This is a genomic window from Sulfuricystis multivorans (assembly GCF_003966565.1).
Classification (GTDB): domain Bacteria; phylum Pseudomonadota; class Gammaproteobacteria; order Burkholderiales; family Rhodocyclaceae; genus Sulfuricystis; species Sulfuricystis multivorans.
Genome location: NZ_AP018718.1, coordinates 2,309,117 through 2,333,814, shown reverse-complemented (window position 1 = coordinate 2,333,814; position 24,698 = coordinate 2,309,117). Strand labels below are relative to the sequence as shown.

General features: G+C 64.4%; 26 protein-coding genes, 1 tRNA gene and 1 pseudogene. 14 read left to right on the top strand and 14 right to left on the bottom strand.

Features of this window, described 5'->3' with window-relative positions; genetic code table 11:
* Positions 1 to 12 precede the first annotated feature (12 nt).
* A complete protein-coding gene (locus tag EL335_RS11705; protein ID WP_126447110.1) occupies positions 13 to 1,467 on the top strand; it encodes a TrkH family potassium uptake protein in 1,455 nt (484 codons plus the stop codon).
* Positions 1,468 to 1,504: 37 nt separating this feature from the next.
* Here EL335_RS11705 and EL335_RS11700 read toward each other — a convergent pair whose 3' ends face one another.
* Together EL335_RS11700 and EL335_RS11695 are read right to left on the bottom strand one after the other, a co-directional pair.
* Complete coding sequence (locus EL335_RS11700) at positions 1,505 to 2,080, bottom strand: TMEM165/GDT1 family protein (protein ID WP_126447108.1); 576 nt, start codon at positions 2,078 to 2,080, stop codon at positions 1,505 to 1,507.
* Between the two features lie 2 nt (positions 2,081 to 2,082).
* Complete coding sequence (locus EL335_RS11695; RefSeq protein WP_126447106.1) at positions 2,083 to 3,225, bottom strand: 6-phosphofructokinase; 1,143 nt, start codon at positions 3,223 to 3,225, stop codon at positions 2,083 to 2,085.
* A 100-nt stretch (positions 3,226 to 3,325) separates the two neighbouring features.
* On the opposite strand from EL335_RS11695, the gene hemE reads away from it, so the two are divergent.
* The 5 genes and pseudogenes from hemE to EL335_RS11675 all read left to right on the top strand — a co-directional run bounded on the left by hemE (position 3,326) and on the right by EL335_RS11675 (position 8,994).
* On the top strand, positions 3,326 to 4,384 hold the full coding sequence (gene hemE / locus EL335_RS11690) for a uroporphyrinogen decarboxylase (RefSeq protein ID WP_126447104.1): 1,059 nt from the start codon (positions 3,326 to 3,328) through the stop codon (positions 4,382 to 4,384).
* Positions 4,385 to 4,744: 360 nt separating this feature from the next.
* The gene (locus EL335_RS11685) at positions 4,745 to 6,727 is read left to right on the top strand and encodes a primosomal protein N' (protein ID WP_126447102.1); all 1,983 of its coding nucleotides are present in this window, start codon (positions 4,745 to 4,747) and stop codon (positions 6,725 to 6,727) included.
* Between the two features lie 742 nt (positions 6,728 to 7,469).
* A pseudogene (locus EL335_RS14595) lies at positions 7,470 to 7,724 on the top strand (methyl-accepting chemotaxis protein); the annotation flags it as partial.
* A 30-nt stretch (positions 7,725 to 7,754) separates the two neighbouring features.
* Positions 7,755 to 8,189, top strand: a complete 435-nt coding sequence (locus EL335_RS14590; protein ID WP_431306273.1) for a CZB domain-containing protein — start codon at positions 7,755 to 7,757, stop codon at positions 8,187 to 8,189.
* Positions 8,182 to 8,994: an ABC transporter ATP-binding protein gene (locus EL335_RS11675; protein WP_126447098.1), complete on the top strand. Its 813-nt coding sequence runs from the start codon at positions 8,182 to 8,184 to the stop codon at positions 8,992 to 8,994. The genes EL335_RS14590 and EL335_RS11675 overlap by 8 nt, the downstream gene beginning before the upstream one ends.
* Here the strand turns inward: EL335_RS11675 and EL335_RS11670 are convergent.
* From EL335_RS11670 to EL335_RS11655, 4 genes are all read right to left on the bottom strand, one after another.
* Positions 8,981 to 10,213: an MFS transporter gene (locus EL335_RS11670; protein WP_126447096.1), complete on the bottom strand. Its 1,233-nt coding sequence runs from the start codon at positions 10,211 to 10,213 to the stop codon at positions 8,981 to 8,983. The two genes, EL335_RS11675 and EL335_RS11670, sit on opposite strands and share 14 nt — an antisense overlap.
* Positions 10,210 to 10,569: a thioredoxin family protein gene (locus EL335_RS11665; protein WP_126447093.1), complete on the bottom strand. Its 360-nt coding sequence runs from the start codon at positions 10,567 to 10,569 to the stop codon at positions 10,210 to 10,212. Before EL335_RS11665 ends, EL335_RS11670 begins: the two co-directional genes overlap by 4 nt.
* Before the next feature lie 175 nt (positions 10,570 to 10,744).
* Positions 10,745 to 11,581 (bottom strand): ROK family protein, encoded by an 837-nt coding sequence (locus EL335_RS11660; protein WP_126447091.1) that lies wholly within the window; start codon positions 11,579 to 11,581, stop codon positions 10,745 to 10,747.
* Positions 11,565 to 12,128, bottom strand: a complete 564-nt coding sequence (locus EL335_RS11655; protein ID WP_126447089.1) for a CDP-alcohol phosphatidyltransferase family protein — start codon at positions 12,126 to 12,128, stop codon at positions 11,565 to 11,567. The genes EL335_RS11660 and EL335_RS11655 overlap by 17 nt, the downstream gene beginning before the upstream one ends.
* Positions 12,129 to 12,225: 97 nt before the next feature.
* On the opposite strand from EL335_RS11655, the gene EL335_RS11650 reads away from it, so the two are divergent.
* From EL335_RS11650 to ychF, 5 genes are all read left to right on the top strand, one after another.
* Positions 12,226 to 12,302, top strand: a tRNA-Gln gene (locus EL335_RS11650).
* 63 nt (positions 12,303 to 12,365) lie between these two features.
* A complete protein-coding gene (locus tag EL335_RS11645) occupies positions 12,366 to 13,316 on the top strand; it encodes a ribose-phosphate pyrophosphokinase (protein WP_126447087.1) in 951 nt (316 codons plus the stop codon).
* Between the two features lie 54 nt (positions 13,317 to 13,370).
* Positions 13,371 to 14,036 (top strand): 50S ribosomal protein L25/general stress protein Ctc, encoded by a 666-nt coding sequence (locus EL335_RS11640; protein ID WP_126447085.1) that lies wholly within the window; start codon positions 13,371 to 13,373, stop codon positions 14,034 to 14,036.
* A 506-nt stretch (positions 14,037 to 14,542) separates the two neighbouring features.
* A complete protein-coding gene (gene pth, locus EL335_RS11635) occupies positions 14,543 to 15,136 on the top strand; it encodes an aminoacyl-tRNA hydrolase (protein ID WP_431306272.1) in 594 nt (197 codons plus the stop codon).
* A complete protein-coding gene (gene ychF, locus EL335_RS11630) occupies positions 15,133 to 16,227 on the top strand; it encodes a redox-regulated ATPase YchF (RefSeq protein ID WP_126447083.1) in 1,095 nt (364 codons plus the stop codon). Before pth ends, ychF begins: the two co-directional genes overlap by 4 nt.
* Before the next feature lies 1 nt (position 16,228).
* On the opposite strand, the gene EL335_RS11625 is transcribed toward ychF, so the two are convergent.
* Genes EL335_RS11625 through EL335_RS11605 form a run of 5 tightly spaced genes read right to left on the bottom strand, consistent with a single transcriptional unit; the run spans position 16,229 to position 19,407 of the window.
* Positions 16,229 to 17,065: a symmetrical bis(5'-nucleosyl)-tetraphosphatase gene (locus EL335_RS11625; protein ID WP_126447081.1), complete on the bottom strand. Its 837-nt coding sequence runs from the start codon at positions 17,063 to 17,065 to the stop codon at positions 16,229 to 16,231.
* 2 nt (positions 17,066 to 17,067) lie between these two features.
* Positions 17,068 to 17,361, bottom strand: coding sequence for a DUF167 domain-containing protein (locus EL335_RS11620; RefSeq protein WP_126447079.1), 294 nt, complete (start codon positions 17,359 to 17,361; stop codon positions 17,068 to 17,070).
* Positions 17,361 to 17,906: a YggT family protein gene (locus EL335_RS11615; RefSeq protein ID WP_126447077.1), complete on the bottom strand. Its 546-nt coding sequence runs from the start codon at positions 17,904 to 17,906 to the stop codon at positions 17,361 to 17,363. The genes EL335_RS11620 and EL335_RS11615 overlap by 1 nt, the downstream gene beginning before the upstream one ends.
* Positions 17,906 to 18,718 carry a pyrroline-5-carboxylate reductase gene (gene proC / locus EL335_RS11610; protein WP_126447075.1) on the bottom strand — a complete coding sequence of 271 codons (813 nt, stop codon included), beginning with the start codon at positions 18,716 to 18,718 and terminating at the stop codon, positions 17,906 to 17,908. The genes EL335_RS11615 and proC overlap by 1 nt, the downstream gene beginning before the upstream one ends.
* Positions 18,715 to 19,407 (bottom strand): YggS family pyridoxal phosphate-dependent enzyme, encoded by a 693-nt coding sequence (locus EL335_RS11605; RefSeq protein WP_126447073.1) that lies wholly within the window; start codon positions 19,405 to 19,407, stop codon positions 18,715 to 18,717. The genes proC and EL335_RS11605 overlap by 4 nt, the downstream gene beginning before the upstream one ends.
* Before the next feature lie 67 nt (positions 19,408 to 19,474).
* Here EL335_RS11605 and EL335_RS11600 point away from each other — a divergent pair, with 67 nt between their 5' ends.
* Genes EL335_RS11600 through EL335_RS11590 form a run of 3 tightly spaced genes read left to right on the top strand, consistent with a single transcriptional unit; the run spans position 19,475 to position 22,170 of the window.
* Positions 19,475 to 20,518 carry a type IV pilus twitching motility protein PilT gene (locus tag EL335_RS11600; protein ID WP_126447071.1) on the top strand — a complete coding sequence of 348 codons (1,044 nt, stop codon included), beginning with the start codon at positions 19,475 to 19,477 and terminating at the stop codon, positions 20,516 to 20,518.
* 5 nt (positions 20,519 to 20,523) lie between these two features.
* Positions 20,524 to 21,660 (top strand): PilT/PilU family type 4a pilus ATPase, encoded by a 1,137-nt coding sequence (locus tag EL335_RS11595; RefSeq protein WP_126447069.1) that lies wholly within the window; start codon positions 20,524 to 20,526, stop codon positions 21,658 to 21,660.
* A 21-nt stretch (positions 21,661 to 21,681) separates the two neighbouring features.
* Complete coding sequence (locus tag EL335_RS11590; protein ID WP_126447067.1) at positions 21,682 to 22,170, top strand: hypothetical protein; 489 nt, start codon at positions 21,682 to 21,684, stop codon at positions 22,168 to 22,170.
* Between the two features lie 3 nt (positions 22,171 to 22,173).
* Here the strand turns inward: EL335_RS11590 and EL335_RS11585 are convergent, their stop codons facing one another.
* From EL335_RS11585 to EL335_RS11575, 3 genes are read right to left on the bottom strand one after another with little or no spacing between them, the layout of a single operon-like run.
* The gene (locus EL335_RS11585; RefSeq protein WP_126447065.1) at positions 22,174 to 23,397 is read right to left on the bottom strand and encodes a THUMP domain-containing class I SAM-dependent RNA methyltransferase; all 1,224 of its coding nucleotides are present in this window, start codon (positions 23,395 to 23,397) and stop codon (positions 22,174 to 22,176) included.
* A gap of 11 nt (positions 23,398 to 23,408) precedes the next feature.
* Positions 23,409 to 23,825 carry a CopD family protein gene (locus EL335_RS11580; RefSeq protein ID WP_126447063.1) on the bottom strand — a complete coding sequence of 139 codons (417 nt, stop codon included), beginning with the start codon at positions 23,823 to 23,825 and terminating at the stop codon, positions 23,409 to 23,411.
* Positions 23,813 to 24,697, bottom strand: coding sequence for an NAD-dependent epimerase/dehydratase family protein (locus EL335_RS11575; protein ID WP_126447061.1), 885 nt, complete (start codon positions 24,695 to 24,697; stop codon positions 23,813 to 23,815). Before EL335_RS11575 ends, EL335_RS11580 begins: the two co-directional genes overlap by 13 nt.
* Position 24,698 lies beyond the last annotated feature (1 nt).

The window sequence follows — 24,698 nt, the reverse complement described above, 5'->3', positions numbered from 1 at the left end:
TCTGACGCCGTCATGAAGCGCTTCTTCCCGGTGATCCGCGTCTTTGGCGTTCTGCTGACGGGCTTTTCGCTGACCTTGCTGGTGCCGGTGTTGTTTTCCTCGCTCTGGCACGATGGTGCTGAATCGGCCTATGACGAGGCTTTTCTGACGACTTTGGCCTGCGGCCTGTGGCTGTGGTGGCTGGCACACCGCGACCGCAACGAGCTCAAGGTGCGCGACGGCTTTTTGCTGGTGGTGATGGTGTGGACGCTGCTGCCGGCCTTCGCCTGTCTGCCGTTCGTGTTCCATCTCGGCATCTCCTTCACCGATGCCTACTTCGAGGCCGTCTCGGGGCTGACGACGACCGGCGCAACCGTGCTCGACCATCTCGATACGCTGCCGCCCTCGATCAACCTCTGGCGCGGCATGCTGGTCTGGCTGGGCGGCATGGGCCTGATCGTTCTGGCGGTCGCGGTGCTGCCGCTCCTTGGCATCGGCGGCCGGCAGATGTTCAAGGCCGAAACACCCGGACCGATGAAGGATGCGCAGCTCACCCCCCGCATGACCCATACCGCGAAGGGCCTCTGGGCGGTCTATGCCGGCATCACGCTCGCCTGCGTGCTCGGCTATCGGCTTGCGGGGATGAGCTGGTTCGATGCCGTGATGCATGCCTTCACGACGATGGGGCTGGGCGGCTTTTCGAGTCACGATGCGAGCTTCGGTTACTGGAATTCGCCAGCCGTCGAAGCGGTGGCGATCGTCTTCATGCTGCTGGCCGGCGTCAACTTCGCGACGCACTTTCTCGCCGTGCATGGTCGCAGCTTGCGCCCTTACCTGCGCGATCCCGAGCTTGGCTGGTATCTCGTCGTCGTCCTCGGCAGCGTCCTTTGCATCGCCCTTTATCTTTACGCACACGACGTTTATATGGATTTTTCGACGGCGTTGCGCTTTGCCGCCTTCAACGTCGTCTCGATCGCGACGACGACCGGCTATGCGAACACCGACTATGCGCTCTGGCCAGCCTTCGCGCCGCTGTGGATGCTGTTTCTGTGCAGCTTTGCCACCAGCGCCGGCTCGACCGGCGGCGGGATCAAGATGATGCGCGCGATCATCCTCTTCAAACAGGTCTATCGCGAGCTGATGCGCGCGATGCACCCGAAGGCGGTGTGGCTGGTGCGCATCGGGGGCACGCCGGTCGAAGCCAAGATCCTGTTCGCGGTGCTGGCCTTCGGTTTCGTCTATATGGTCGCGGTGACGACGCTGACCCTGGTGATGTCCTTTTCGGGCTTGGACAGCATCACGGCGTTTTCTGCCGTCGTCGCCAGCATCAACAACACCGGCCCGGGCTTGGGCGAAGTCGGCCCGGCGACGACCTATGCGTCTCTTTCCGACTTCCAGACCTGGGTGTGCACCTTCGCGATGCTGCTTGGCCGGCTGGAGATTTTCACGCTGCTGGTCGTATTCACACCGGCGTTCTGGAAGAAATAGCCCCGTAGGGGCAGGCCTTGTGCCTGCCCGCTGGGGTTTACAGTCCGAAGCGCTCGCCAAAGCCCAGCAGCGTGGCAACGCCCAGCGCGAGGAAGATCGCCGCGGCGAGCGCATGGATCGGTTTTTCCGGCAGCGCGTGGGCGATGCGGCTGCCGAGCAGCACGGCAGGCACGTTCGCGATCATCATGCCCAGCGTGGTGCCGAGAACAACAGCCATGACCGAGCCGAACTGCGCCGCCAGCGCGACCGTGGCGATTTGCGTCTTGTCGCCCATCTCGGCCAAGAAAAAGGCCGTCAGCGTCGTCCCGAACACGCCCAGGCGGGCAAGCCGCGTCTTTTCCTCATCGACCTCATCGGGAATGAACAGCCAGATGGCCATGCCGATGAAGGACAGGCCGAGCAGCCATCGCAGCGTCTCGGGCGCGAACAGGGCGGCCACTGCCACGCCGAGCGCACCGGCGAGCGCGTGGTTCGCTAGGGTGGCGACGAAGATGCCGGCGACGATCGGCCAGGGACGGCGGAACTTGGCGGCGAGGACGAGCGCGAGCAGCTGCGTCTTGTCACCGACTTCGGCCAAGGCGACGATGCCGGTGGAGATCAGGAACGCTTCCACGATCAATCGCCGAAATTCGTACCGACCCGCCGCGCCGAGAGGATCAGCGGATGATCAGGGGGCACGGTCTTCACCTTGCCGGCGACCTCTTCGATCGGCAGCGGCCGCGTGCCCTCGCCCCGTGCCGCGACCAGCACGCCGTAATGACCTTTGGCGATCAAGTCGGCGGCGGCGGTACCGAGCCGGGTGGCGAGGATGCGGTCGGCTGCCGAGGGCGTGCCGCCGCGCTGCAAGTGGCCGAGGATGGTCAGGCGCGCTTCGAGTCCGGTGAGCTTTTCGAGCTGGCGGGCGAGCCTGAGCGTGCGGCTGGCGTAGATCAGCTCGGCGGCATCGGCCTCGCTGTCGTCCATCTTGCTGGCGAGTTTGGCTGCCTTCTTCATCTTCCCCTTGGCGGCCTTCTTCTGCTGTTTCGCCGCAGCGATCGCCGCCAGATCCTGCTTCGAGACCGCGCCCTCGGCGACCGCGACGATCGAGAAAGGCTTGCCTCCATTGACCCGCTCGCGGATCGCCTCGGCGATGCTGTCGACCTCGTAGGGGATCTCCGGGATCAGGATCACGTCGGCGCCGCCGGCGATACCGGCGCCGAGCGCCAGCCAGCCGGCACGATGCCCCATGATCTCGACGACGATGATGCGGTGATGGCTGTGCGCGGTGCTGTGCAGGCGGTCGATGCACTCGGTGGCGATGGAAAGCGCGGTATCGAAGCCGAAGGTGGTATCGGTGCCCCAGACGTCGTTGTCGATGGTCTTCGGCAGGTTGATCACATTGAGGCCCCGTTTCTTGAGGCGCAGCGCATTTTTCAATGTGCCGCCGCCGCCCAGGCAGACGAGGCAGTCGAGGTGATGCTCATGATAGTTGGCGACGATCGCATCGGTCATGTCCAGCATCTTGCCGCCGACCGGCATCTTGTGCGGCTTGTCGCGGCTGGTGCCGAGGATCGTGCCGCCGAGCGTGAGGATGCCGGAGAGCTGGCCGCCGTCGAGCGCCATCGTGCGGTTTTCCATCAGGCCGCGGAAGCCGTCGCGAAAGCCGATCAGGTGCATTTTGTAATAACCCATCGCCGCCTTGCCGACACCGCGGATCGCTGCGTTCAGGCCGGGGCTGTCGCCGCCGGCGGTCAGGATGCCGATCTGTCTGGTTGCCATGGAAGCTTCCCTTTCTCACGCCGCTGCATGCTCCGCATTGTCCGCGATTTCGGCAAGACCAGCATGCGATAATTCGATTTCTCCATAGGGGATTTTCGAAATGGCCCGTCCCGAAAACGACGATTTTCTGCGCGCCCTGCTGCGCGAACCCACCACCCGCACCCCCGTGTGGCTGATGCGCCAGGCGGGACGTTATCTGCCCGAGTATTGCGAAACCCGCAAGCGTGCCGGCAGCTTTCTGGAATTGTGCAAGACGCCCAGTCTCGCCTGCGAAGTGACCCTGCAACCGCTGGCGCGCTACGATCTGGATGCGGCGATCCTGTTTTCGGACATCCTCACCATTCCCGACGCGATGGGTCTGGGACTATATTTTTCCGATGGCGAAGGCCCGAAGTTCGAGCGACCCTTGCGCGAGGAATGGGCGATCCGCGACTTGGCCGCCCCGGATCCCTACGATCACCTGCGCTATGTGCTCGACGCAGTGGCCGAGATTCGCCGCGCGCTCAATAACAGCGTGCCGCTGATCGGCTTTTCCGGCTCGCCGTTCACGCTCGCCTGTTACATGGTCGAAGGCGGCTCTTCGGACGATTTTCGTACCGTCAAGACGATGCTCTATGACCGTCCGGATCTGTTGCATCGCGTCCTCGAGGTGAATGCCGAGGCGGTGACGCGCTATCTGAACGCCCAGATCGAATGCGGTGTCCAGGCAGTGCAGATTTTCGACACCTGGGGCGGCGCGCTGTCGCATGCCGCATTCCGCGAGTTCTCGCTCGCCTACATCGAGCGCGTGATCGAGGGCTTGACAAAGACCCGCGATGGCGAGCGGGTGCCCTGTATCGTGTTCACGAAAGGCGGCGGTCAGTGGCTCGAAGCGATCGCCGCTTGCGGCTGCGATGCGGTGGGTCTGGATTGGACGACCCATCTGGGCGAGGCGCGCCACCGTGTCGGCGAGAAGGTGGCGCTGCAAGGCAACATGGACCCGATCGCGCTGTTCGCCTCACCCGAAGCCGTCGCCCGTGAGGCGACACGAGTGCTGGAAAGCTTTGGCGGCGGGATGACTGGCCACGTTTTCAACCTGGGCCACGGCATCCATCAGCACACCCCGCCGGACAATGTCGCAGTGCTGGTCGAAACCGTTCACCGCTACGTCCGGAAATGAGGTGGGCGGGAACCCACTTCCCGCCGGCAATCTGAGTGACCACCCGCCGCGAAACCCCGGCTGACGGGCTTTCCGGCAATCACGGGAGCCGAGTTATGCACAGAATCACGATCCCCATGATTTGCCAGCGGTTTTTCGCTCGGCGAAGAGTACGTTCAAGATAACTTAATGATAATAAATGAGAAATAACATTCCATGCGTATGAAATCTATGGCTTTGGTGGGCTAAGGCGGCTCTCCGGCCGTTTTCGCCAGGAGTTGTTCACAAAATTATCCACAGGCTGGGCTGGGGATGAAAAAAAGCTTTCCAAGCAATCGATTGAAGGCGATTGCGTAGTTTTTCTCGAAGGAGCTTCGCTAAGTGAGGCTGGTCCAGGTCGCCCTCGATCTGCCGGTGCCCCGGCTGTTCGATTACCGTCTCGAAGGCGCGGGCGATCCTGCCGGAAGGCTGGTCAAAGTCCCCTTCGGCTCCTCTGGCAAGCCCAGCAAGATCGGCGTGGTGGTTGGCGAAATCGCGCATAGCGATCAGCCGGTGGAAAGGCTCAAGACCGCCGAACCCGTTGCCACCTTGCCGGTGCTGCCGCAGGAATGGCTCGAGCTGTGCCGATTTTGCGCCCAGTACTACCACCATCCGCTCGGTCAGGTGATGGCGTTCGCGCTGCCGCCGCTGATGCGCCGCGGCAAACGACCGCGCGAGCCGAAGCCGAAAGTCGGCGCTGGAAAGACGGCATCCCCGGCCGGCTACGACCCGACCGCCGACCAGCAGGCTGCGATCGATGCGATCGGCGGCGCCACGGGCTTCGCGACCTTCCTGTTGCACGGGGTGACCGGCAGCGGCAAGACCGAGGTCTACCTGCGCGCGATCGAGGCGGTACTGGCCAAGGGCGGCCAGGCGTTGATGCTGGTGCCGGAAATCGCGCTCACACCGCAGCTCGAAGGCCGCGTGCGCGACCGTTTTCCGGCAGCGCGGATCGTCGCCGCCCACAGTGGCGTCAGTGATGCCGCGCGCGCCCGTGCCTTCCTCGCCGCGCTCACGGGCGAGGCCGACATCGTGCTCGGCACACGGCTCGCCGTGTTCATGCCGCTGCCGCGGCTCGGTTTGATCGTCGTCGATGAAGAACACGACGCTTCGTTCAAGCAGCAGGAAGGGCTGCGCTATTCGGCGCGCGACGTGGCGATCTGGCGCGCCCGGCTAAGGAACGTGCCGATCGTGCTGGGCTCGGCCACTCCGTCGCTCGAAACCTTCTACCACGCGATGAGCGGCCGTTACACCCTGCTCGCGCTGCCCGAGCGTGCATTCGCCGCTGCCGAGCTGCCCACGGTCGTCACCGTCGATACACGCAAGCAGACACTGCAGGACGGCCTGAGCCAGGAGCTGATCGAGGCGCTGAGCGTTCGCTTGCATCGGCGCGAGCAGAGCCTGGTCTTCCTCAACCGGCGGGGCTATGCCCCGGTGCTCGCCTGTCCGGCCTGCGGCTGGATCTCGCGCTGCCGGCGTTGCGCGGCGAATCTGGTGCTGCATCTGGCGGACCGGCGGCTACGCTGCCATCACTGCGGCCTCGAAGCGCCCATCCCGCGCGCCTGCCCCGACTGCGGCAACCTCGACATCCAGCCGTTCGGCCGCGGCACGCAGCGGCTCGAAGAACGCCTCGCCACCCTCTTTCCCGATGCACGCATCCTGCGCATCGACCGCGACTCGGCCGACTCGCCGAAGAAATGGCAGACGCTCCTGGCCGCGATCCACGGCGGAGAGGCCGATATCCTCGTCGGCACCCAGATGCTTGCCAAGGGGCATGATTTTCCAAACCTCACGCTCGTCGGCGTCGTCGGCGCCGATGCGGCGTTGTTCGCCGCCGACTTTCGCGCTCCCGAGCGGCTGTTTGCCCAGCTCATGCAGGTGGGCGGCCGCTGTGGCCGCCATCGGCTACCCGGCGAGGTGCTGATCCAGACCGAATACCCGGATCATCCGCTCTATCAGGCGCTCATCGGCCACGACTATGTCTCATTCGCCCGCCAGCAGCTCGATGAGCGCCAGGCGGCGGGCTTTCCGCCGTTTTCCCACCAGGCGATCTTGCGCGCCGAGGCGCATGCGCTCGATGATGCACTCGCCTTCCTGAAGGATGCCGTCTCGCGAGCGCCGAGTCTTGCCGATGTGACGCTTTATGACCCGGTGCCGATGCGGCTTTTCCGTCTGAAAAGCCGCGAGCGCGCGCAAGTTTTGATCGAATCGACCAGCCGGCCGAGACTGCACGCCTTCCTCGATGCCTGGCTGACCACGCTCTACGGCTTCAAGGCGCCGCGCGATCTACGCTGGCACCTCGATGTCGATCCGGCGGAGTATTGAACCTAAAAACCCCAGTTGACCGCTTCTCAAGGTGAAAATGCCATCACGAATCATCAGGTGCCTCACCTTCACCGCTCACCGAGAGGGTGACCCCGCTACGCACCCGCTGGCACACCCCGGCGGGCGCCTGGCATTAAAGCTCCTCCTTGCAGGCATGAGCCTGCGGCCTCGATGCGTCGCGCCATGCACCCGCCGGAACGCACCATCGGGCGCGTCCAACTGAGGTTTTTAGGTTGAACCCAGATTTTGAAGGTCGCGTCCGATCGGCTGCGATCGGGAGGTAAGATATCGCTTTCGTCGAAAGCACCACCCCCTTGGTGCAAAGGGAAAGGAAGGCATCATGTTCTGCGGCAGCTACAAGAAGAAGATCGGAGAACTGGAAGCCGAGTTGCGCGCCGAGCGTGCGCGGGCCGAGGCGGCCGAGCGGGAACGCGATGTGGCGTTGCAGGCCCGCCGCGCAGCGGAGGAAAACCTCGCGCTGATGAATGGCGATCTCGACCGTTGCCAGCGCATCTACCGGACGATGCAGTCGTTCGGCGATTCCTTCCTCGAAATCCAACGTTCGCAGGCCTCGATCGCCGCCGATCTGCGCGAGGAAAAGCGCTACGCGATCGAGGCGGCGACGGTTTCTGGCAGTTGCCGGCAGTCGATGGAGAAGATCGCCGCCAGCCTCTCCAACCAGGCCGGTGATAGCGCCACGATGGCGCAGAACGTGCAAAGTCTCGCCGAGCGCGCGCAGCAGATCGGCGGCATCGTGCAGCTGATCCGCGAGATCGCCGACCAGACCAATCTCCTGGCGCTCAATGCGGCGATCGAGGCGGCGCGCGCCGGCGAGATGGGGCGCGGCTTCGCGGTGGTGGCGGACGAAGTGAGAAAGCTGGCCGAGCGAACCGCGACCGCGACCAACGAAATCTCTGGCCTGGTGAGCGCGATCCAGAGTGAAACGCGCGTCACGCGCGAGCAGATGGAACAGTGGGCCGGCCGCAGCGCCGATTTTGGCAAGGAAGGCGCTGCGGCGACCGAGGACATGCGCGCGCTGTTCGATCTGTCCCGGCGCATGGAAAGCACGATCACCGCCGCCGCGCTGAGGAGCTTCGTCGAAGTGGCCAAGATCGATCACCTGATCTACAAGTTCGAGATCTATCGCGTGCTGATGGGCGTGTCGACCAAGACGGCGGCCGATTTCGCGCCGCACACCGCCTGCCGGCTCGGCAAGTGGTATTACGAAGGCGAAGGGCGCGAGTGCTTCTCGAAGCTGCCCGGCTACGCCGAGATGGAAGGGCCGCACAAAGCCTTCCACGACGCCGGCCTAGCAGCGCTCGCCGCAAATGCCGCGGGCGAGATGGAAGCCAGCTTCGCGCAAATCGCCAAGATGGAAGAGGCAAGCTTCAAGGTGCTCGCCAGCCTGGAGAAGCTTGCGGCGAGCGGCGAAAACGATCCGAGCCTGTTGTGCCATGCCTGAAAGTGGCGAAGCCCTGATCGAGATCGACGATGTGCATTTCGCCTATGGCGGAAACCGCGTGCTGCGCGGCATCCGGTTATCCGTGCCGCGCGGCAAGCTGGTGGGCATCCTCGGTGTTTCAGGCGCCGGCAAGAGCACGCTGCTGCGGCTGATTGGTGGCCAGTTGCGGCCGCAGCAGGGCCGCGTCGTCTTCGCTGGCCAGGTGGTGCATGAGCTCGACGATGCCGGGCTTTACCGGCTGCGCCGCGAGATCGGCATGATGTTCCAAGCCGGCGGGCTGTTCTCGGACATCTCCGTCTATGACAACATCGCCTTTCCGATGCGCGAGCTCACCGACCTTTCCGAGGAGATCATCCACGACCTGGTGCTGATGAAGCTCCATGCGGTGGGCCTGCGCGGCGCCAGCCAGCTGATGCCCAACGAGCTCTCCGGCGGCATGGCGCGGCGGGTGGCGCTGGCGCGCGCGATCGCGCTCGATCCGGTGCTGACGATGTATGACGAACCCTTCGCCGGCCTCGACCCGATCTCGCTCAACGTCATCGCCCAGCTGATCCGCCGTCTCAACGACGCGCTCGGCGCTACCTCGATCGTCGTCACCTACGACGTGTCGGAAACGCTGAAGGTCGTCGATTACGCCTACTTCATCCATGACGGCGTCGTCGTCGCCAGCGGCACGCCCCAGGAACTGCTCGACTCGCGTGATCCGGCCGTGCATCAGTTCATCCATGCCAAACCCGACGGCCCGGTGGCCTTTCACCACCCCGCCCCGCCGTTCAGGGACGATCTGCGGCTCATGGCAGCTTGACAGCGCCACGCTGCGCGCGGCGCGTTTCCAGCACATACCAACCCCAGCCTGCGGCCTGCAGCGCGAGCACGACGGCCAAGGCGGCGCGATAGGCCTCGGGTGTTGCCAGGCCAGCGCGCTGCAGGGCGTCCACCGCGACGCCGAACAGCCACTGGATGCCGAAGGCACCGATGAATGAGCCGAAATTCAACGCGGTATTGGCGCGGCCGGCGAGTTCGACCGGAAATTCGGCGGTCAGCAGCGCGTAGGCAAGATTGCTCACCGCGAACACCAACCCCAACGATGGCCAGAGCAACCAGGCCGGCCCAAGCTGCAAAACGATGCCCAACGTCATGATGAGTCCGCAGCCGATGCCGATCGCCAAAAGATGCGCTGGCGGCAGGCCGGCATGGGTAAGCCGTCGTACGAAGAAGGCGATGAGCAGGAAGCCGACCATCATCGCCGCAGCCATCATCAGCAGCACGCGAGCAGCGGCCTCGCGCGAGAGTCCATCGACCTGGGTCATGAAGGGCAGCGCCCACAGCCCTTGCAAGGCCATGAAGCCGCCGACGATCAGCGTGGTTTGCGGTGCGAAGCGCCAGAAGCTGCGGCTTTTGAAGATCGTGGCCAAGCCCTCGAGCTGCCGGGCGAGCGTTTCGCGTCCGCTGTGAATGGATTTTTCCGGCGAGGTGAAGATCAATAGCGACACGCCGAGGGTGAGGCCGGCGAGTACGAAGAAAATGCCGCGCCAGCCGAGAAGCGGCAGGAGCAGCGAAAGTGGGGAGCTCGCAAACATGGCACCTAGCCCTCCGGCGGCCATGATCGCGGCATTGAGCGAGGCCTGCCGCTCGAGCGGAAACCACAACGAAAAGGATTTGAAGCTGCCCATCAAGCAGGCCGACACACCGAGTCCGATCATCGCCCGCCCCAGCGTCAGCTGAGTGATGCCTTGCCCCGCCGCGAACAGCGCGCAGCCGGCCGCGCAGATCAGAAGAAGCGTGGCCTCGACGCGGCGCGGGCCGAAACGGTCGAGCAGCAGTCCCAAGGGTAGCTGGAAAGCGCCGAAAGCGAGCAGATAGGCCGAGGTCAACAGCCCCAGATCGGCATTGGTCAGGCCGAGATCGCCGCGCAGCTCGGGGGAGATGACGGCATTCGCGTTTCTCAGCAGATAGGAGAAGAAATAGCCGATCGCGAACGGCGCGAAGACCCGTGTCCACGGGTTGGGCACGGCAGCGTTCATCTGACGCCGTGCTCGACCAGAAAGTCGCGCAGCCAATGCTCGGCGCGCGCCCCGGAAAAGCGTCCCCTGATCTCGCCATCGATGAACAAGAGCACGGTCGGAAAGCCCTTCAAGCCATAGCGGCCGGCGAGCTTCATGTTCGCGCCCTCATCGACCTCGACCTTGGCGAGCTTGAGCCTGCCCTCCATCGCCAGGGCGATGCGTTCGAGCACCGGCGTGAGCGCGCGACAGGGCGGGCACCAGTCGGCCCAGAAATCGACGATCACCGGCACGCTTTTCGAGGCCTCGATCACGCGTGTCTCGAAGTCATCGAGATCGACGTCGAAGATGAAATCGGGTTGGGGGTGATGGTGCATAGCAAGAAGTAGTTTAAAGCGCAGTGTTGGCGAAGGGCCGCCCCGAGCCAACGCGGCACGCGGCGAAGCCGCAAACCGCACCGCCGTTTACATGTCCGCGAGCGCAGCGAGCCTGTCTGGAACCCCCCCGCGAGGGGGGCGAAGGGGGGCGGGTCGAACGGGGGCGAGTTTATTATCAGCCCCACAGCCAGGCGGCGCCTCTGACCCCGGACGAGTCGCCATGCCGGTTTTTGAGCAGTCGAGTGGCGACGTGGTCGGAGAACACCCATTCGCGCCACAGGCGGGGAACGCGATCATACAGCCGATCGAGGTTCGACACGCCGCCGCCCAAGACGATCACGTCCGGGTCGAGCAGATTGATGACACCGGCGAGCGCCCGGGCGAGCCGGCGCTCGTAGCGCTCGAGCGCGGCTTCGTCGTCGGCGCCGCCATCGAGCGCCAACGCCGGGCCGGAAAGATAAGTCTCGATGCAATCCTGACGGCCGCAGTAGCAGGGGCGTCCTTCGCTCGCGCCCGGCAGCGGGTTGTGACCCCATTCGCCGGCGATCGCGTTCGGCCCCACCAGCACTTTGCCCTCGACGACGATGCCGCCGCCGACACCCGTGCCGAGGATCACGCCGAAAACCACCGTTGCGCCCGCTGCCGCGCCATCGGTCGCTTCGGAGAGCGCGAAACAATTGGCATCGTTGGCCAGCCGCACCGGCCGGGACAGCGCCGCTTCCAGATCGGCACGCAAAGGCTTGCCGATCAGCCAGGTCGAATTGGCGTTCTTGATCAGCCCGCTGACCCGCGATTCGGCACCAGGGATGCCGATGCCCACGGGGATCGGTGGTGCCGTCCCGCCAACGCCGAGTTTTTGCTCGGCCCTGCGCACCAATGAGGCGATCGTCGCCACCGTCGCCGCATAATCGCCGCGCGGGGTGGGCGCGCGCTCGCGCAGCAGCGTCGCGCCATCGTCGCCCAGCACGATGATCTCGGTCTTCGTGCCGCCCAGATCAATGCCGATGCGCATGGTCCCGCGCCTTGTTGCCCCAGACCCAGACATACTGCGCCCCCGAGGCGACGATCGTCACCGCCACGGCGCCGAGGAGCGGCGCAAGCCAGGGCGCCGTTTCGATCCAGCGGTTCTGCGCCATCAACACGAGCGCGAGCAGCAGGAATTCGAGCAGGGTATTGAACTTGGAGAGCATTGTGGGCGCCATCTCCAGCGCCCCGACCAGCTGCCGGTAGGCGAGCGCGCCGGTGACGATGACCAGATCGCGCAGGCTCATCAGCGCGGCGATCCACACCGGCAACAGCCCTTGGGCGGCAAGGATCCACGCGATGCCGAGGATCGTCAGCTTATCGGCGATCGGGTCCAGCAACGCGCCGAGGCGCGAGTGTTGGTCGAGTCGGCGCGCGAGATAACCGTCGAGACCGTCGCCGACGCTGGCGGCGATGAACAGCCAAAAGGCCAGCTCGAAGCGTCGCGCCGCCAGCATCCACAGCAGCAGCGGCAGCAAGCCGAGGCGGATGAAGGTGACGATGTTCGGCAGGGTGAGGACCCGGTTCGGAAGCATTGAACAATTCTACTGAGTCGGCGCAAGGCATTGACAGCCTGACTCGAAACCCGGAAAATCCGCGTCCTTCCGCGCTGCCGCACTCGCGGCCGGAGTTTGGGGAGTCGCCAAGCTGGTTAAGGCACCGGATTTTGATTCCGGCATACGAGGGTTCGAATCCTTCCTCCCCAGCCAGACATTTCACGGGCAGACCCGGGCCCAGATCCTGAGGCTGCCCGTTTCTCTTTCAGGGACGCCATGGCCTACGACAGTCTGATGGTCTTCACCGGCAACGCCAACCCGAAGTTGGCGTCCGACGTCGCCAAGCGCCTCAACATTTCACTCGGCCGCGCCACCGTTGGCCGTTTTTCGGACGGCGAGAGCAACGTCGAGCTCTTGGAAAACGTGCGCGGCAAGGATGTCTTCATCCTGCAGCCGACCTGCGCGCCGGCCAACGACAATCTGATGGAACTGGTGATCCTCGCCGACGCCTTGAAGCGCGCCTCGGCCGGGCGCATCACCGCCGCGGTGCCCTACTACGGCTATGCCCGCCAGGACCGTCGGCCGCGCTCGGCGCGCGTGCCGATTGCGGCGAAGGTGGTCGCCAACATGCTGCAGGCCGTCGGCGTGCAGCGCGTGCTCACCGTCGATCTGCACGCCGACCAGATCCAGGGCTTCTTCGACATTCCCGTCGACAACATCTACGCGACGCCGATCCTGCTCGGCGACATCTGGAAGCAGCGCCATGACGACCTGCTGGTCGTCTCCCCCGACGTCGGTGGCGTGCTGCGGGCACGGGCTGCGGCCAAGCGCCTGGAGACGGACTTGGCGATCATCGACAAGCGCCGCCCGAAGGCGAACGTCGCCGAGGTGATGCACATCATCGGCGATGTCGAGGGAAGAAGCTGTGTGATCATGGACGACATCGTCGATACCGCCGGCACGCTGGTGAAGGCGGCGCGCGCGCTCAAAGAACATGGCGCGAAGAAAGTGATCGCCTACTGCACGCACCCGGTGCTCTCCGGCAGCGCGGTGGCGCGCATCGAGGAATCCGACCTCGACGAGCTGGTCGTCACCGACACCATCCCGCTGCGCGAAGACGCGCTCGCCTGCGAGAAGATCCGTGTCGTCTCGATCGCCGGCCTCTTGGCCGAGACCATCATCCGCATCAGCAACGAAGAGTCGGTGTCCTCGCTGTTCATGGAATAGCTTTTCAACAACCGTCCGGCCTGGTCGCGGGCAGGACATTTTCTGGAGCCAACCATGCAATTCGAAATCAATGCAACCAAGCGCGAGGCGCAGGGATCGAGTGCGAGCCGCCGCCTGCGTCGCGCCGGCAAAGTCCCCGGTATTCTTTACGGAGGCGGCGGCGCTGCGCAGATGATCGAGCTCGACCACAACGAGCTCTTCCAGGCGCTGCGCAAGGAAGCTTTCCATTCCTCGATCATCAATCTGGTGATCGGCGATGCGAAGGAGATGTGCCTGCTGCGTGACGTGCAGATGCACCCAGTCAAGCGGCAGATCCGCCATGTCGACTTCCAGCGCATCGACGCTACCCACGAGATTCACCAGAAGGTACCGCTGCATTTCGTCAACGCCGAGATCGCTCCGGGCGTCAAGCTCGATGGCGGCATGGTGCAGCATGTGATGACCGAGCTCGACGTCAAGTGCCTGCCGAAGGACCTGCCCGAGTACATCGAAGTGGACCTGAAGGATCTGAAAGGCGGCCAGTCGTTGCACGTCTCGCAGCTCACGCTGCCCGCGGGCGTCGAGGCAGTGCATCATGGCGAGGGTGATCCGGTCGTCGTCACCATCGTGGTGCGTGGCGCTGGTGCTGCCAGCGAGGAAGAAGCCGCGCCGGCCGAAACGCAGATCATCACCGAGAAGAAGCCGGCCGCTGCGTCTGAGAAAAAGCCAGAGAAGAAGTAATATGGCCCGCCCCCCTTCGCCCCCCTCGCGGGGGGTTCCAGACTGGCTCGCTGCGCTCGCGAAGATGAGGGGTTCTCCGTGGCTTGGACAGAGCGGTTTGCGCCATCCGGCGCGTGCCGCGTTGGCTCGGGGCGGCCCTTCGCCAACGCTGCGCCGCAGTTTTGCGACGGCCCGCCCCCCTTCGCCCCCCTCGCGGGGGGTTCCAGACTGGCTCGCTGCGCTCGCGAAGATGAGGGGTTCTCCGTGGCTTGGACAGAGCGGTTTGCGCCATCCGGCGCGTGCCGCGTTGGCTCGGGGCGGCCCTTCGCCAACGCTGCGCCGCAGTTTTGCGACGGCCCGCCCCCCTTCGCCCCCCTCGCGGGGGGTTCCAGACTGGCTCGCTGCGCTCACGAAGATGAGGGGTTCTCCGTGGCTTGGACAGAGCAGTTTGCGCCATCCGGCGCGTGCCGCGTTGGCTCGGGGCGGCCGTTCGCCAACGCTGCGTGGATGATCGTTTCCCTGTGGCGCTGCGTCTCGTCGTCGGGCTGGGCAACCCAGGCCCCGACTACCTTGAAACCCGGCACAACGCCGGGTTTTGGTTTTGTGAGCGGCTGGCGCGTGAGCTTGGCGTGCCGTTTGCGCGCGAAGCACGTTTTCATGGACTCATCGCCAAACGCCGTGTCGGCAGCGCCGATTTTTTCCTCTTGAAACCGCAGACCTTCATGAATCGCTCGGGCCTGTCGGTGCAGGCGGTGCTGCATTTCTACCGCATCGAGCCTGCCGAAATGCTCGTCGTCCATGACGAGCTCGACCTGCCGCCGGGCCAACTGCGCCTCAAGTTTGGCGGGGGCTTGGGTGGCCACAACGGCTTGAAGGACATCACCAGCCATCTCGGCACGCAGGATTACTGGCGGCTGCGCATCGGCATCGGCCATCCGGGCGATCGCAACCAAGTGATCGACTATGTGTTGAAGCCGCCGCGCAAGGAAGAAGCGGCGGAAATCGACGCCGCGCTCGATCGCGCGCTGGCCGTCTGGCCGCTCATCATCAACGGCGATTTCAACGCCGCGATGCAGCGCATCAATGCGCGTCCCGCGGCACCGAAAAAGGAAGCATCATGAGTTTGAAATGCGGAATCGTCGGGCTGCCCAACGTTGGCAAGTCCACCCTGTTCAATGCACTGACCAAATCGGGCATCGCCGCGGAGAACTATCCCTTCTGCACCATCGAGCCGAATGTCGGCATCGTCGAGGTGCCCGACCCGCGTCTGGCTGAGCTGGCAAAGATCGTCAAGCCGCAGCGCGTCGTCCCAGCCGTCGTCGAATTCGTCGACATCGCCGGTCTCGTCGCCGGGGCGAGCAAGGGCGAGGGTCTGGGCAACCAGTTCCTCGCCAACATCCGCGAGACCGACGCAATCGTCCATGTCGTGCGCTGCTTCGATGATCCGAACGTCGTTCATGTCTCGGGCAGCGTCGACCCGATCCGCGACATCGAGGTGATCGATACCGAGCTGTGTCTGGCCGATCTCGCCACCGTCGAGAAAGCGCTGGCGCGTTACTCGAAGCAGGCCAAGGCCGGCGGCGACAAGGAAGCGAAGCTCTTGGTCGATGTGCTGGAAAAGTGTCAAAAGCAACTGAACGAAGCGAAGCCGGTGCGCGCGCTCGATCTGGCCAAAGAGGAATGGGGCAATCTGCGGCAGTTCTTTCTGCTTACCGCGAAGCCCGTGCTTTACGCGGCGAATGTCAAGGAAGACGGCTTCACGAACAATCCGCATCTCGATGCCGTCATCGCGCACGCCGCCAAGGAGGGCGCGGAGGTGGTGCCGATCTGCGCGGCGATCGAGGCCGAGATCGCCGATCTGTCGGACGAAGACAAGCAAGTGTTCCTCGCCGACTTGGGGCTAGCCGAGCCGGGCTTGAATCGCCTGATCCGCGCCGCCTATCACCTGTTGGGGCTGCAGACCTATTTCACCGCCGGGGTCAAGGAAGTGCGCGCCTGGACGATCCATCAGGGCGACACCGCGCCGCAGGCAGCCGGCGTGATCCACAGCGATTTCGAGCGCGGCTTCATCCGCGCCCAGACCATCGCCTATGATGACTTCATCGCCTTTGGGGGCGAGCAAGGCGCCAAGGAAGCCGGCAAGATGCGCGCCGAAGGCAAGGATTACGTCGTCAAGGATGGCGACGTGATGAACTTTCTGTTCAACGTCTGAATCATTGCCAACCGGTCGGCTTGGCCGCCTGCCCGCAAGGCATCTGGAACACGCGCCGGTCTTCGAGGCGCACCGCAGTGAGGCTGCCGCCCCACAGGCAGCCCGAATCCAGCGCCAGCACGTTGTCCATCTGCCGGAAGCCCAGCGCCGACCAGTGGCCGAAGACGATGTGGTGATCGGCGCTCTTGCGTCCCGGTACCGCGAACCATGGCAGCGTGCCGGCGGGCCCCCGTTCCGGCGGCCCCTTTGCGCCGGCCGCGCGAAATTCCATGCGCCCCTCTGGCGTGACGAAGCGCATCCGCGTCATCGCATTCACCACCACGCGCAGCCGATCCCAACCGCAAAGATCGTCGCGCCAGGCGTCCGGCTCCGAGCCCCACATGTGGGCGAGGAATTCACGGTAATCGGATGCGGTGAGCGCCGCCGAGACCTCATCCGAGAGCGCCTGCGCCTTGGCCACGTCCCAGCATGGCAACAGGCCGGCATGCACCATCGCCCATTCACCCTCGACATGGAACAGCGGCCGGCTGCGCAGCCAGGCGATGAGCTCCTCGCGGTCGGGCGCCGTGAGCACCGCATCGAGCGTGTCCTCTCGGCTTGCCTTGCCGAAGCCTTCGGCCTGCATCACCAAGTGCAGATCATGATTGCCGAGCACAATGGTCGCCGCATCGTTCAGGGCCTTGACGAAGCGCAGCACCTCGAGCGAGGCGGGGCCGCGATTGACCAGATCGCCGACGAACCAGAGCCGATCCGACGCGGGTGAAAAACGCAGGTAGTCGAGCAGCCGTTCGAGCGGCTCGAAACAACCCTGCACATCGCCGATCGCGTAGGTCGCCATGCTCACCCCATGCCGAGTGCCGCCCGCACGTCCTTTGCCGCAACACCCAGGATGCGCACGCGCTTGGTCCGCGAAGTCTCGCCACTGACGAGCTCCACTGCCTTCCTGCCAGCGCCGAGTTTCTTCGCCAGGAAGGCGTGCAGCGCGTCATTGGCCTTGCCCTCGACCGGCGGTGCGGCAAGCCGGATCTTCAGCGCATTGCCATACAGGCCGGCGACCTCGGTCTTCTTTGCCCCCGGCTGGATGTGGAGTAGGAGGATCACTCCATCGCCGTCTGATTTGATCCAGTCAGCCATCAGCGCAGGTTCTCCAGCACGATCAGCACCACCTGCAACAGCAGGACGACGATGAGCGGGGCGAAATCGAGCCCGCCGATCACTGGCACGAGGCGGCGCGCCGGCTGCAAAAGCGGTGCGGCGAGAGCATAAAACAGCGGTGATGCCGGAGCGTAAGGCGCGATCCATGACAGGATCGCGGCGAGGATCACGATGCCCATCAGCAGATAGACGAACAGTTTGAGGAGCGCCAAGGTGGCAGTCCAGACGAGGGCGAAAAAGCCGCCCCAGGCGAGGATGTCGACGCCGGCCAGGCTCGCCATGACGAAGAAATACACGCATTGCGCAAGCCAAGCGGCCAGCACGCTGGCCAGATCGAGGCCGAACAGCCCGGGCACGAGGCGCCGCAACGGCAACACGGCCCAGTTGGTGAATGTGACGACGAACTGGCCGACGGGATTGCCAAAGGGGGCACGCAGCCATTGCATCCAGATGCGCAAAAGACAGGCGAGGGTGATGAGGCTCGTCGCGGTGCCGAGCAGGAGAGCGAGAATCTGCGCCAGCATCAGTCTTTCCCGAGGATTTCGCTGAGTTCTCGGCCGCGCGCGGCCGCCGCTGCCACACCTCGGGCGACGATTGCGGCGAGCGCTTCGCCATCGAATACTTCGAGCGCCGCTGCGGTGGTGCCGCCCTTCGAGGTGACGCGCTGGCGCAGCTGGTCAACGGGTTCGGTGCTCTTTGCGGCGAGTTTGGCCGCGCCGAGGAAGGTTTCGATCGCCAGCAGGCGCGCCGTTTCGGCCCCAAGGCCCAGCGCCGCACCGGCATTTTGCAGGGCTTCGATGAAGTAGAAGACATAGGCCGGCCCGCTGCCCGAGACGGCGGTGACGACGTCCATCAGCGCCTCGTCGTCGACCCACAGCGTGCGACCGACCGCGCGAAGGATCTTCTCGGCCTGCGCGCGGTCTGCGTGATCGACCGCGGGCGGTGCGTAAAGTCCCGTGATGCCAGCGCCGATCAGCGCGGGCGTGTTCGGCATGCTGCGCACGATGCGCTGGTAACCACCGAGCCAGCGACTGATGTCGGCAAGCCGCAAGCCGGCGGCGATGCTGATGACGAGCTGGTCCGTCAGCTTGCCGGCGGCAGGCAGAAGGGCTTCCTTCATGATCTGCGGCTTGACGGCGAGCATCAGCACTTCACAGTTGAGGGCCGCGGGGTCGATGGCCGGTGTAGAGCGCACGCCGTAGGTTTCGGTGAGCCGCGCACGGGTTTCCTCGACAGGATCGACGACCTGGATGCCGGCGGCCGAGAAGCCCTGTTGGCGCAGGCCGCCGATCAGCGCGGTGGCCATGTTGCCGCCGCCGATGAAGGTGATTTTCATGTCGTGTGTTTCCTCTCGCCGAAAATGGCCGTGCCGATGCGCACGATGGTCGCGCCCTCTTGGATGGCCTCTTCGAGGTCGTGGCTCATGCCCATCGACAAGGTATCGAGCTCCAGGCCACCCCGCCTGATTCGTTCGAACAGGGAGCGCAGCTGGGCGAACTGCCGTTTGACCAGCGCCGAGTCCGGCGCCGGCGCCGGGATCGTCATCAGGCCGCGCAGCTTGAGATTGGGAAGCTGCGCCACCGCATGGCACAAGGCCGGCGCTTCCTCTGGCGTGCAGCCGCTCTTGGTCGCTTCGCCGCTGACATTGACCTCGACGCAGACGTTAAGCGGCGGCAGGTCGGCGGGGCGCTGCGCCGAGAGCCGCTCGGCGATCTTGAGGCGGTCGACCGAATGCACCCAGGCGAAATGCTCGGCCACGGCCTTGGTTTTGTTGCTCTGCAGTGGGCCGATGAAATGCCATTCGAGCTCGAGATCGGCAAGTTGGGCCTGTTTCGCCAAGGCTTCCTGCACGTAACTTTCACCGAAGGCCTGCTGGCCGGCATGATGGGCTTCGCGCACCGCTTCTGCCGGGAAGGTTTTCGAGACGGCGATGAGCCGTACCGTGCCCGGGTCGCGCCCGGCGGCAGAACAGGCGTGGATAATGCGCCTATTCACGGCTTGCAGGTTGGCAGAAATTGTTGTCATATAGCGTTTGAATTGCTGGAATCAGTATACCGAACCGCCCTGACCGGTTGCACGGAGCGTTTCTCACATGGACATTACCGAATTGCTGGCGTTTGCCGTCAAGAACAAGGCCTCGGACCTGCACTTGTCTTCGGGACTGCCGCCAATGATCCGCGTGCATGGCGACATCCGGCGCATCAACCTGCCGCCGATGGAGCACAAGGATGTGCATGCGATGGTCTATGACATCATGAACGATGCCCAGCGTAAGCACTACGAAGAGACGCTGGAATGCGATTTCTCGTTCGCGGTGCCGAATCTGGCGCGCTTCCGCGTCAATGCCTATGTGCAGAACCGCGGTGCAGCGGCGGCGTTCCGTACCATTCCATCGAAGGTGCTCACCCTCGAACAGCTCAACGCGCCGAAGATTTTCGCCGAGATTGCCGACCAGCCGCGCGGCATCGTGCTGGTTACTGGGCCCACCGGCTCCGGCAAATCGACGACGCTGGCGGCAATGATCGATCACATCAACGAAAAGGAATATGCTCACATCCTCACCGTCGAAGATCCGATCGAATTCGTCCATGAGTCGAAGAAGTGCCTGATCAACCAGCGCGAGGTTGGCCCGCACACGTTGTCATTCGCCAATGCCTTGCGTTCGGCCTTGCGTGAGGATCCGGACGTGATCCTCGTCGGCGAGATGCGCGATCTGGAAACGATCCGTCTGGCGCTCACTGCCGCCGAAACCGGCCACTTGGTGTTCGGCACGCTGCACACCTCGTCGGCGGCCAAGACCATCGACCGGATCGTCGACGTCTTCCCCGCGGCGGAAAAGGAGATGGTGCGTTCGATGTTGTCCGAATCCTTGCGCGCGGTGATCGCGCAGACGCTGTTGAAGACCAAGGACGGCAATGGTCGGGTCGCCGCACACGAGATCATGATCGGCACACCGGCGATCCGCAACCTGATCCGCGAGAACAAGGTCGCGCAGATGTATTCGGCGATCCAGACCGGCCAGGCGTTTGGCATGCAGACCCTCGACCAGTGTCTGGCGGATCTGGTCAAGCGCAACATCGTCTCGGCGGCCGAGGCGCGCGCCAAAGCCGCCAACAAGGATAGTTTCCTCGGGTAAAGCGCATGGAACGCGACGAATCGCTCAAATTCCTATACCAGCTCTTGGCGATGCTGGTGCAGAAGAAGGGTTCGGACCTGTTCATCACCGCCGGCTTTCCGCCGGCGATCAAGGTCGACGGCAAGGTGACGCCGGTCACCGCGCAGCCGCTGATGCCCCAGCACACGATCGAGCTGGCGCACGCGGTGATGAACGACAAGCAGGCGGCGACTTTCGAAGAAACCAAGGAGTGCAATTTCGCGATCTCGCCTGCCGGCATCGGCCGCTTCCGCGTCAATGCCTTCATCCAGCAGGGGCGCGTCGGCCTGGTGTTCCGCACCATCAACACGGCGATCCCGAAATTCGAGGACCTCGGCTTGCCGCCCGTCCTCAAGGACATCGGCATGACCAAGCGCGGTCTGGTGCTGTTCGTCGGTGGCACCGGCTCGGGCAAATCGACTTCGCTCGCGGCGATGATCGGCTACCGTAACGAACACAGCTACGGCCACATCATCACGATCGAAGACCCGATCGAATACGTGCATGAGCACAAGAACTGCATCATTACCCAGCGCGAGGTCGGTGTCGATACCGATTCCTGGGAAGCGGCGCTGAAGAATACGTTGCGTCAGGCGCCCGACGTGATCCTGATCGGCGAGATCCGCGATCGGGAGACGATGGAGCACGCGATCGCCTTCGCCGAGACCGGCCATCTGTGCATGGGGACACTGCACGCGAACAATGCCAACCAGGCGATGGATCGCATCATCAACTTCTTTCCCGAGGATCGGCGGCCACAGCTGTTGATGGATCTGTCATTGAATCTGAAGGCCGTCGTCTCGCAGCGGCTGCTACCGGCACGCGAAGGCAAGGGGCGCGTCGCGGCGGTCGAGATCCTGATCAACTCGCCGCTGATCTCCGATCTGATCGGCAAGGGCGAGGTGCACGAGATCAAGGAGGTGATGAAGCGTTCGCGGGAACTCGGCATGCAGACATTCGACCAGGCGCTGTTCGATCTCTATGAAGCCGGCAAGATCAGCTACGAGGATGCACTGCGCTTCGCCGACTCGATGAACGAAGTGCGCCTGCAGATCAAGCTGCACGGCAAGGAAATGGCCGAGCGCGATCTCGCCAGCGGCATCAAGAATCTCGACATCGTCTAACCTGCCCAGGACGAACCGATCATGAAGCCCACCACTGAAGCCAGCGCCATCGAAGCCTACCCGCACATCCGCAATCGCATCTGCATGCTGTGGGGCACCCACGATCTCGACCAGTACATCACGCATCTGATGACGGATACGCGCGATGGCCAACGCAGCGGTTTCCCTGTCGAGGTGACGGCTGAATTGCTATTCCTCGCCGAGATCAACAAGCTGATCCGCGCGATCGATCTCGCCCGCAAGTTGCAGATTCCACTGCGCGAGGCTTATCAAAAGGTCGACAAACAGGACCGCGGCGCGGATCTGGGCGACCCGCTCGATCCGCTCGTGGCGCGGGACAGCTACGCCCGCGAAGAGCGGGAGATCGGCGTCAAACCGCAGCCGGTGACCCACATTCAGCACAGCGAAGGAAGCAGTGGCGGACTCTTTGCCGTGGTGGGCAAACTGGCGGTCGTCCTCGTCGTTCTGTATCTCGTCTGGCAGTTTATTCTGCCCTTGTTCAGCAAATAGTCATCATTTGCGCGCGCTGCCAGCGACGATATCGAAGCCGTAGAGCCGGCACTCGAGCGGCCCGTTCCAGAGCGGAATCTTTCGCTTCGGCTTCAGACCGATCAGCTTCGGCAGGCGCGCATCGGCAGAGAGGAACCAGCAGCTCCAGCCGGCGAAGCGTTTTTTGAGCGCATCGCCGAGTCGCGGATAGAAGGCCGCCAGCGCGTCGAGCTCGCCAAGACGTTCGCCATAAGGCGGATTGGCGACCAGCACACCGCCTGGCGCCGGCGGGGTGATGTCGAGAATGTCGATCTTGCGCACCTCGATCAGGTGATCCAGACCGGCATGGGCCAGGTTTTGCCGCGTGCGCGCCACGGCATCGGCATTGAGGTCGGCTCCCCAGATCGGCAGCTTTCCCGGCGCGGCGACACGACGCTCGGCGGCCTCGACGCACAGCCGCTTCCACAGCGCCGGCCGGTAGTCGAGCCACTTCGTGAAGCCGAAATCCTTCATCTCGCGCGACAGGCCCGGCGCGTCATCGAGTGCCATCCCGGCCGCCTCGAGCAGCAAGGTACCCGAGCCGCACATCGGATCGATCAGTGGCACTCCGGGCCTCCAGCCGGACAGACGCAGGATGCCGGCGGCGAGGTTTTCCTTCAGCGGCGCGGCGACCTTGGCGATTTTCTGGCCTCTTAACCACAGGGGCTCGCCCGAGGTGTCGAGATACAAGGTCGCCTCTGTGGCCGTGACGTAGAGGTGGATGCGCACGTCGGGCGCCGCGGTATTCACATCGGGCCGGCGGCCACAATCGGCGCGGAAACGGTCGCAGACGGCATCCTTGACTTTCAGCGTGAGGTATTCGAGGCTTTTTACCGGCGCCTTGGTCGCGGTGACATAGACGCGGATGCTGCGCGAGACCTCGAACAGTCTTGGCCAGGCGATCTCGAAGGCGAGCCGGTAGATGTCGCGCTCGTCTCGATATTCGGCGCTGGCGAGACGGCACAGCACGCGGGTGGCGATGCGCGAATGGAGGTTCAACCGGTAGCAGGTTTCCAGGCTGCCCGAAAACCCCGCGCCGCCGGGCGTCGTGGTGATCGCGGTGCCGCCACAGGCGGCGATGTCCTCGGCGAGCAGCGCCTCCAGCCCGCGGGGGCAGGTCGAAAAATAAGCCGCGTTGGCTTGGGGCGGCCCGGCGCCAACGCTGCCATGTTCTACGCGGTCACATTGCGGGCCAGCACGGCGACGCATGATCATGCGCGTCAAAACGGTTTCACCACGACGAGGATCACGACGGCGAGTAGCACCAGCACGGGCAGCTCGTTGAAGACGCGGAACCAGACATGCGAGCGCGTGTTGGCGCCCGCCTGAAACTGCCGCAGCAGACGGCCGCAGTAGAAGTGATAGGCGAGCAGCCCGGCGACCAGCGTGGTCTTGACATGCAGCCAGCCACCGGAAAAACCAAAGCCGAACCAGAGCGTCAAGCCGGTGACGACGGCCAACAGCCCGATCGGCGTGACGAATTTGTAGAGCTTTCTGGCCATCACGAGCAGGCGTTCGCGCTCGGCGGCGCTTTCCATCGGCACCAGCGCAAGATTGACGAAGATGCGCGGCAGATAGAACAGGCCGGCGAACCAGGAGACGACGAAGAAGATGTGGAAGGCTTTCAGCCAGAGCATGGCGGATTCCTCAAGGCAGCTTCGATGCCAGCATCGACAGTGGGATAGCGCAGTTTCAGCCGCAGTTCGCGCTTCATGCGGGTATTGTCGAGGCGGCGCGATTCGTTCATGAAAGATAGCAGTTGGGGCGACAGGCGGGTCTGCGCCTCGGCGCGCGTTACGCGCGGCGGGCGGGGCAGTTGGAACGCATCGGCGAGTTTGTCGAACCAGTCGCCCATGCGGATGTCCGAGTCGTCGCTGATGTTGTAGCTGCGGTTGGGCCGGCCGCGCTCCAGCGCCGCGCAGCAGGCGGCGGCGAGGTCTTCGGCGTGGATGTGGTTGGTGTAGGAATCCTCGGCGAAGAGCAGCACCGGATCGCCGTGCCGCACGCGCTCCAGCGGCAGCCGGTCGGCGGCATAGATGCCGGGCGCGCGCAGGATGCTGACCGTCATGCCTCGGCGTCCTGCGGCACGCAGCCGGGTTTCCGCCGCGACCCGGCGGCGCGCGCGGCCGGTGGCGGCGGCCAGCCGGCGCGTCTCGGCGACACGTTCGCCGCCACAGGGGCCATACACGCCGCTGGTGCTGATGTAGACGAGTCTGCGTGGTAGACTCCGCGCACTGGTCAGCGTTGCGAGGAGATGGCGGGTGCGCGGATCGTCGTTCCCTTCGCCTGGGGGCGGCGCGCTGTGCAGCACCGCGTCGGCGATTCCGGCAAGCCGGCGCAGCGTGGCCGGCGCATCGAGGTCGCCGCGGATCTGCCGCACCCCTTGGGCGCGCAAGGCGGGATCGAAGCTTCTCACCAGCGCGGTGACCTGCCAGCGGCGGGTGAGGCAGGGCAGCGCGCGTCGCACGACATCCCCGCAACCGACGATCAGCAATCTTCTTTTTCTCACC

Bases quoted from the DNA above. Each gene is read 5' to 3' on its own strand.
- EL335_RS11705 (WP_126447110.1), top strand. From the start codon at position 13: ATGAAGCGCTTCTTCCCGGTGATCCGCGTCTTTGGCGTTCTGCTGACG.
- EL335_RS11695 (WP_126447106.1), bottom strand. From the start codon at position 3,225: ATGGCAACCAGACAGATCGGCATCCTGACCGCCGGCGGCGACAGCCCC.
- hemE (WP_126447104.1), top strand. From the start codon at position 3,326: ATGGCCCGTCCCGAAAACGACGATTTTCTGCGCGCCCTGCTGCGCGAA.
- EL335_RS14590 (WP_431306273.1), top strand. From the start codon at position 7,755: ATGCGCGCGCTGTTCGATCTGTCCCGGCGCATGGAAAGCACGATCACC.
- EL335_RS11675 (WP_126447098.1), top strand. From the start codon at position 8,182: ATGCCTGAAAGTGGCGAAGCCCTGATCGAGATCGACGATGTGCATTTC.
- EL335_RS11670 (WP_126447096.1), bottom strand. From the start codon at position 10,213: ATGAACGCTGCCGTGCCCAACCCGTGGACACGGGTCTTCGCGCCGTTC.
- EL335_RS11665 (WP_126447093.1), bottom strand. From the start codon at position 10,569: ATGCACCATCACCCCCAACCCGATTTCATCTTCGACGTCGATCTCGAT.
- EL335_RS11660 (WP_126447091.1), bottom strand. From the start codon at position 11,581: ATGCGCATCGGCATTGATCTGGGCGGCACGAAGACCGAGATCATCGTG.
- EL335_RS11655 (WP_126447089.1), bottom strand. From the start codon at position 12,128: ATGCTTCCGAACCGGGTCCTCACCCTGCCGAACATCGTCACCTTCATC.
- EL335_RS11645 (WP_126447087.1), top strand. From the start codon at position 12,366: ATGGCCTACGACAGTCTGATGGTCTTCACCGGCAACGCCAACCCGAAG.
- EL335_RS11640 (WP_126447085.1), top strand. From the start codon at position 13,371: ATGCAATTCGAAATCAATGCAACCAAGCGCGAGGCGCAGGGATCGAGT.
- ychF (WP_126447083.1), top strand. From the start codon at position 15,133: ATGAGTTTGAAATGCGGAATCGTCGGGCTGCCCAACGTTGGCAAGTCC.
- EL335_RS11625 (WP_126447081.1), bottom strand. From the start codon at position 17,065: ATGGCGACCTACGCGATCGGCGATGTGCAGGGTTGTTTCGAGCCGCTC.
- EL335_RS11620 (WP_126447079.1), bottom strand. From the start codon at position 17,361: ATGGCTGACTGGATCAAATCAGACGGCGATGGAGTGATCCTCCTACTC.
- EL335_RS11615 (WP_126447077.1), bottom strand. From the start codon at position 17,906: ATGCTGGCGCAGATTCTCGCTCTCCTGCTCGGCACCGCGACGAGCCTC.
- proC (WP_126447075.1), bottom strand. From the start codon at position 18,718: ATGAAAATCACCTTCATCGGCGGCGGCAACATGGCCACCGCGCTGATC.
- EL335_RS11605 (WP_126447073.1), bottom strand. From the start codon at position 19,407: ATGACAACAATTTCTGCCAACCTGCAAGCCGTGAATAGGCGCATTATC.
- EL335_RS11600 (WP_126447071.1), top strand. From the start codon at position 19,475: ATGGACATTACCGAATTGCTGGCGTTTGCCGTCAAGAACAAGGCCTCG.
- EL335_RS11595 (WP_126447069.1), top strand. From the start codon at position 20,524: ATGGAACGCGACGAATCGCTCAAATTCCTATACCAGCTCTTGGCGATG.
- EL335_RS11590 (WP_126447067.1), top strand. From the start codon at position 21,682: ATGAAGCCCACCACTGAAGCCAGCGCCATCGAAGCCTACCCGCACATC.
- EL335_RS11585 (WP_126447065.1), bottom strand. From the start codon at position 23,397: ATGCGTCGCCGTGCTGGCCCGCAATGTGACCGCGTAGAACATGGCAGC.
- EL335_RS11580 (WP_126447063.1), bottom strand. From the start codon at position 23,825: ATGCTCTGGCTGAAAGCCTTCCACATCTTCTTCGTCGTCTCCTGGTTC.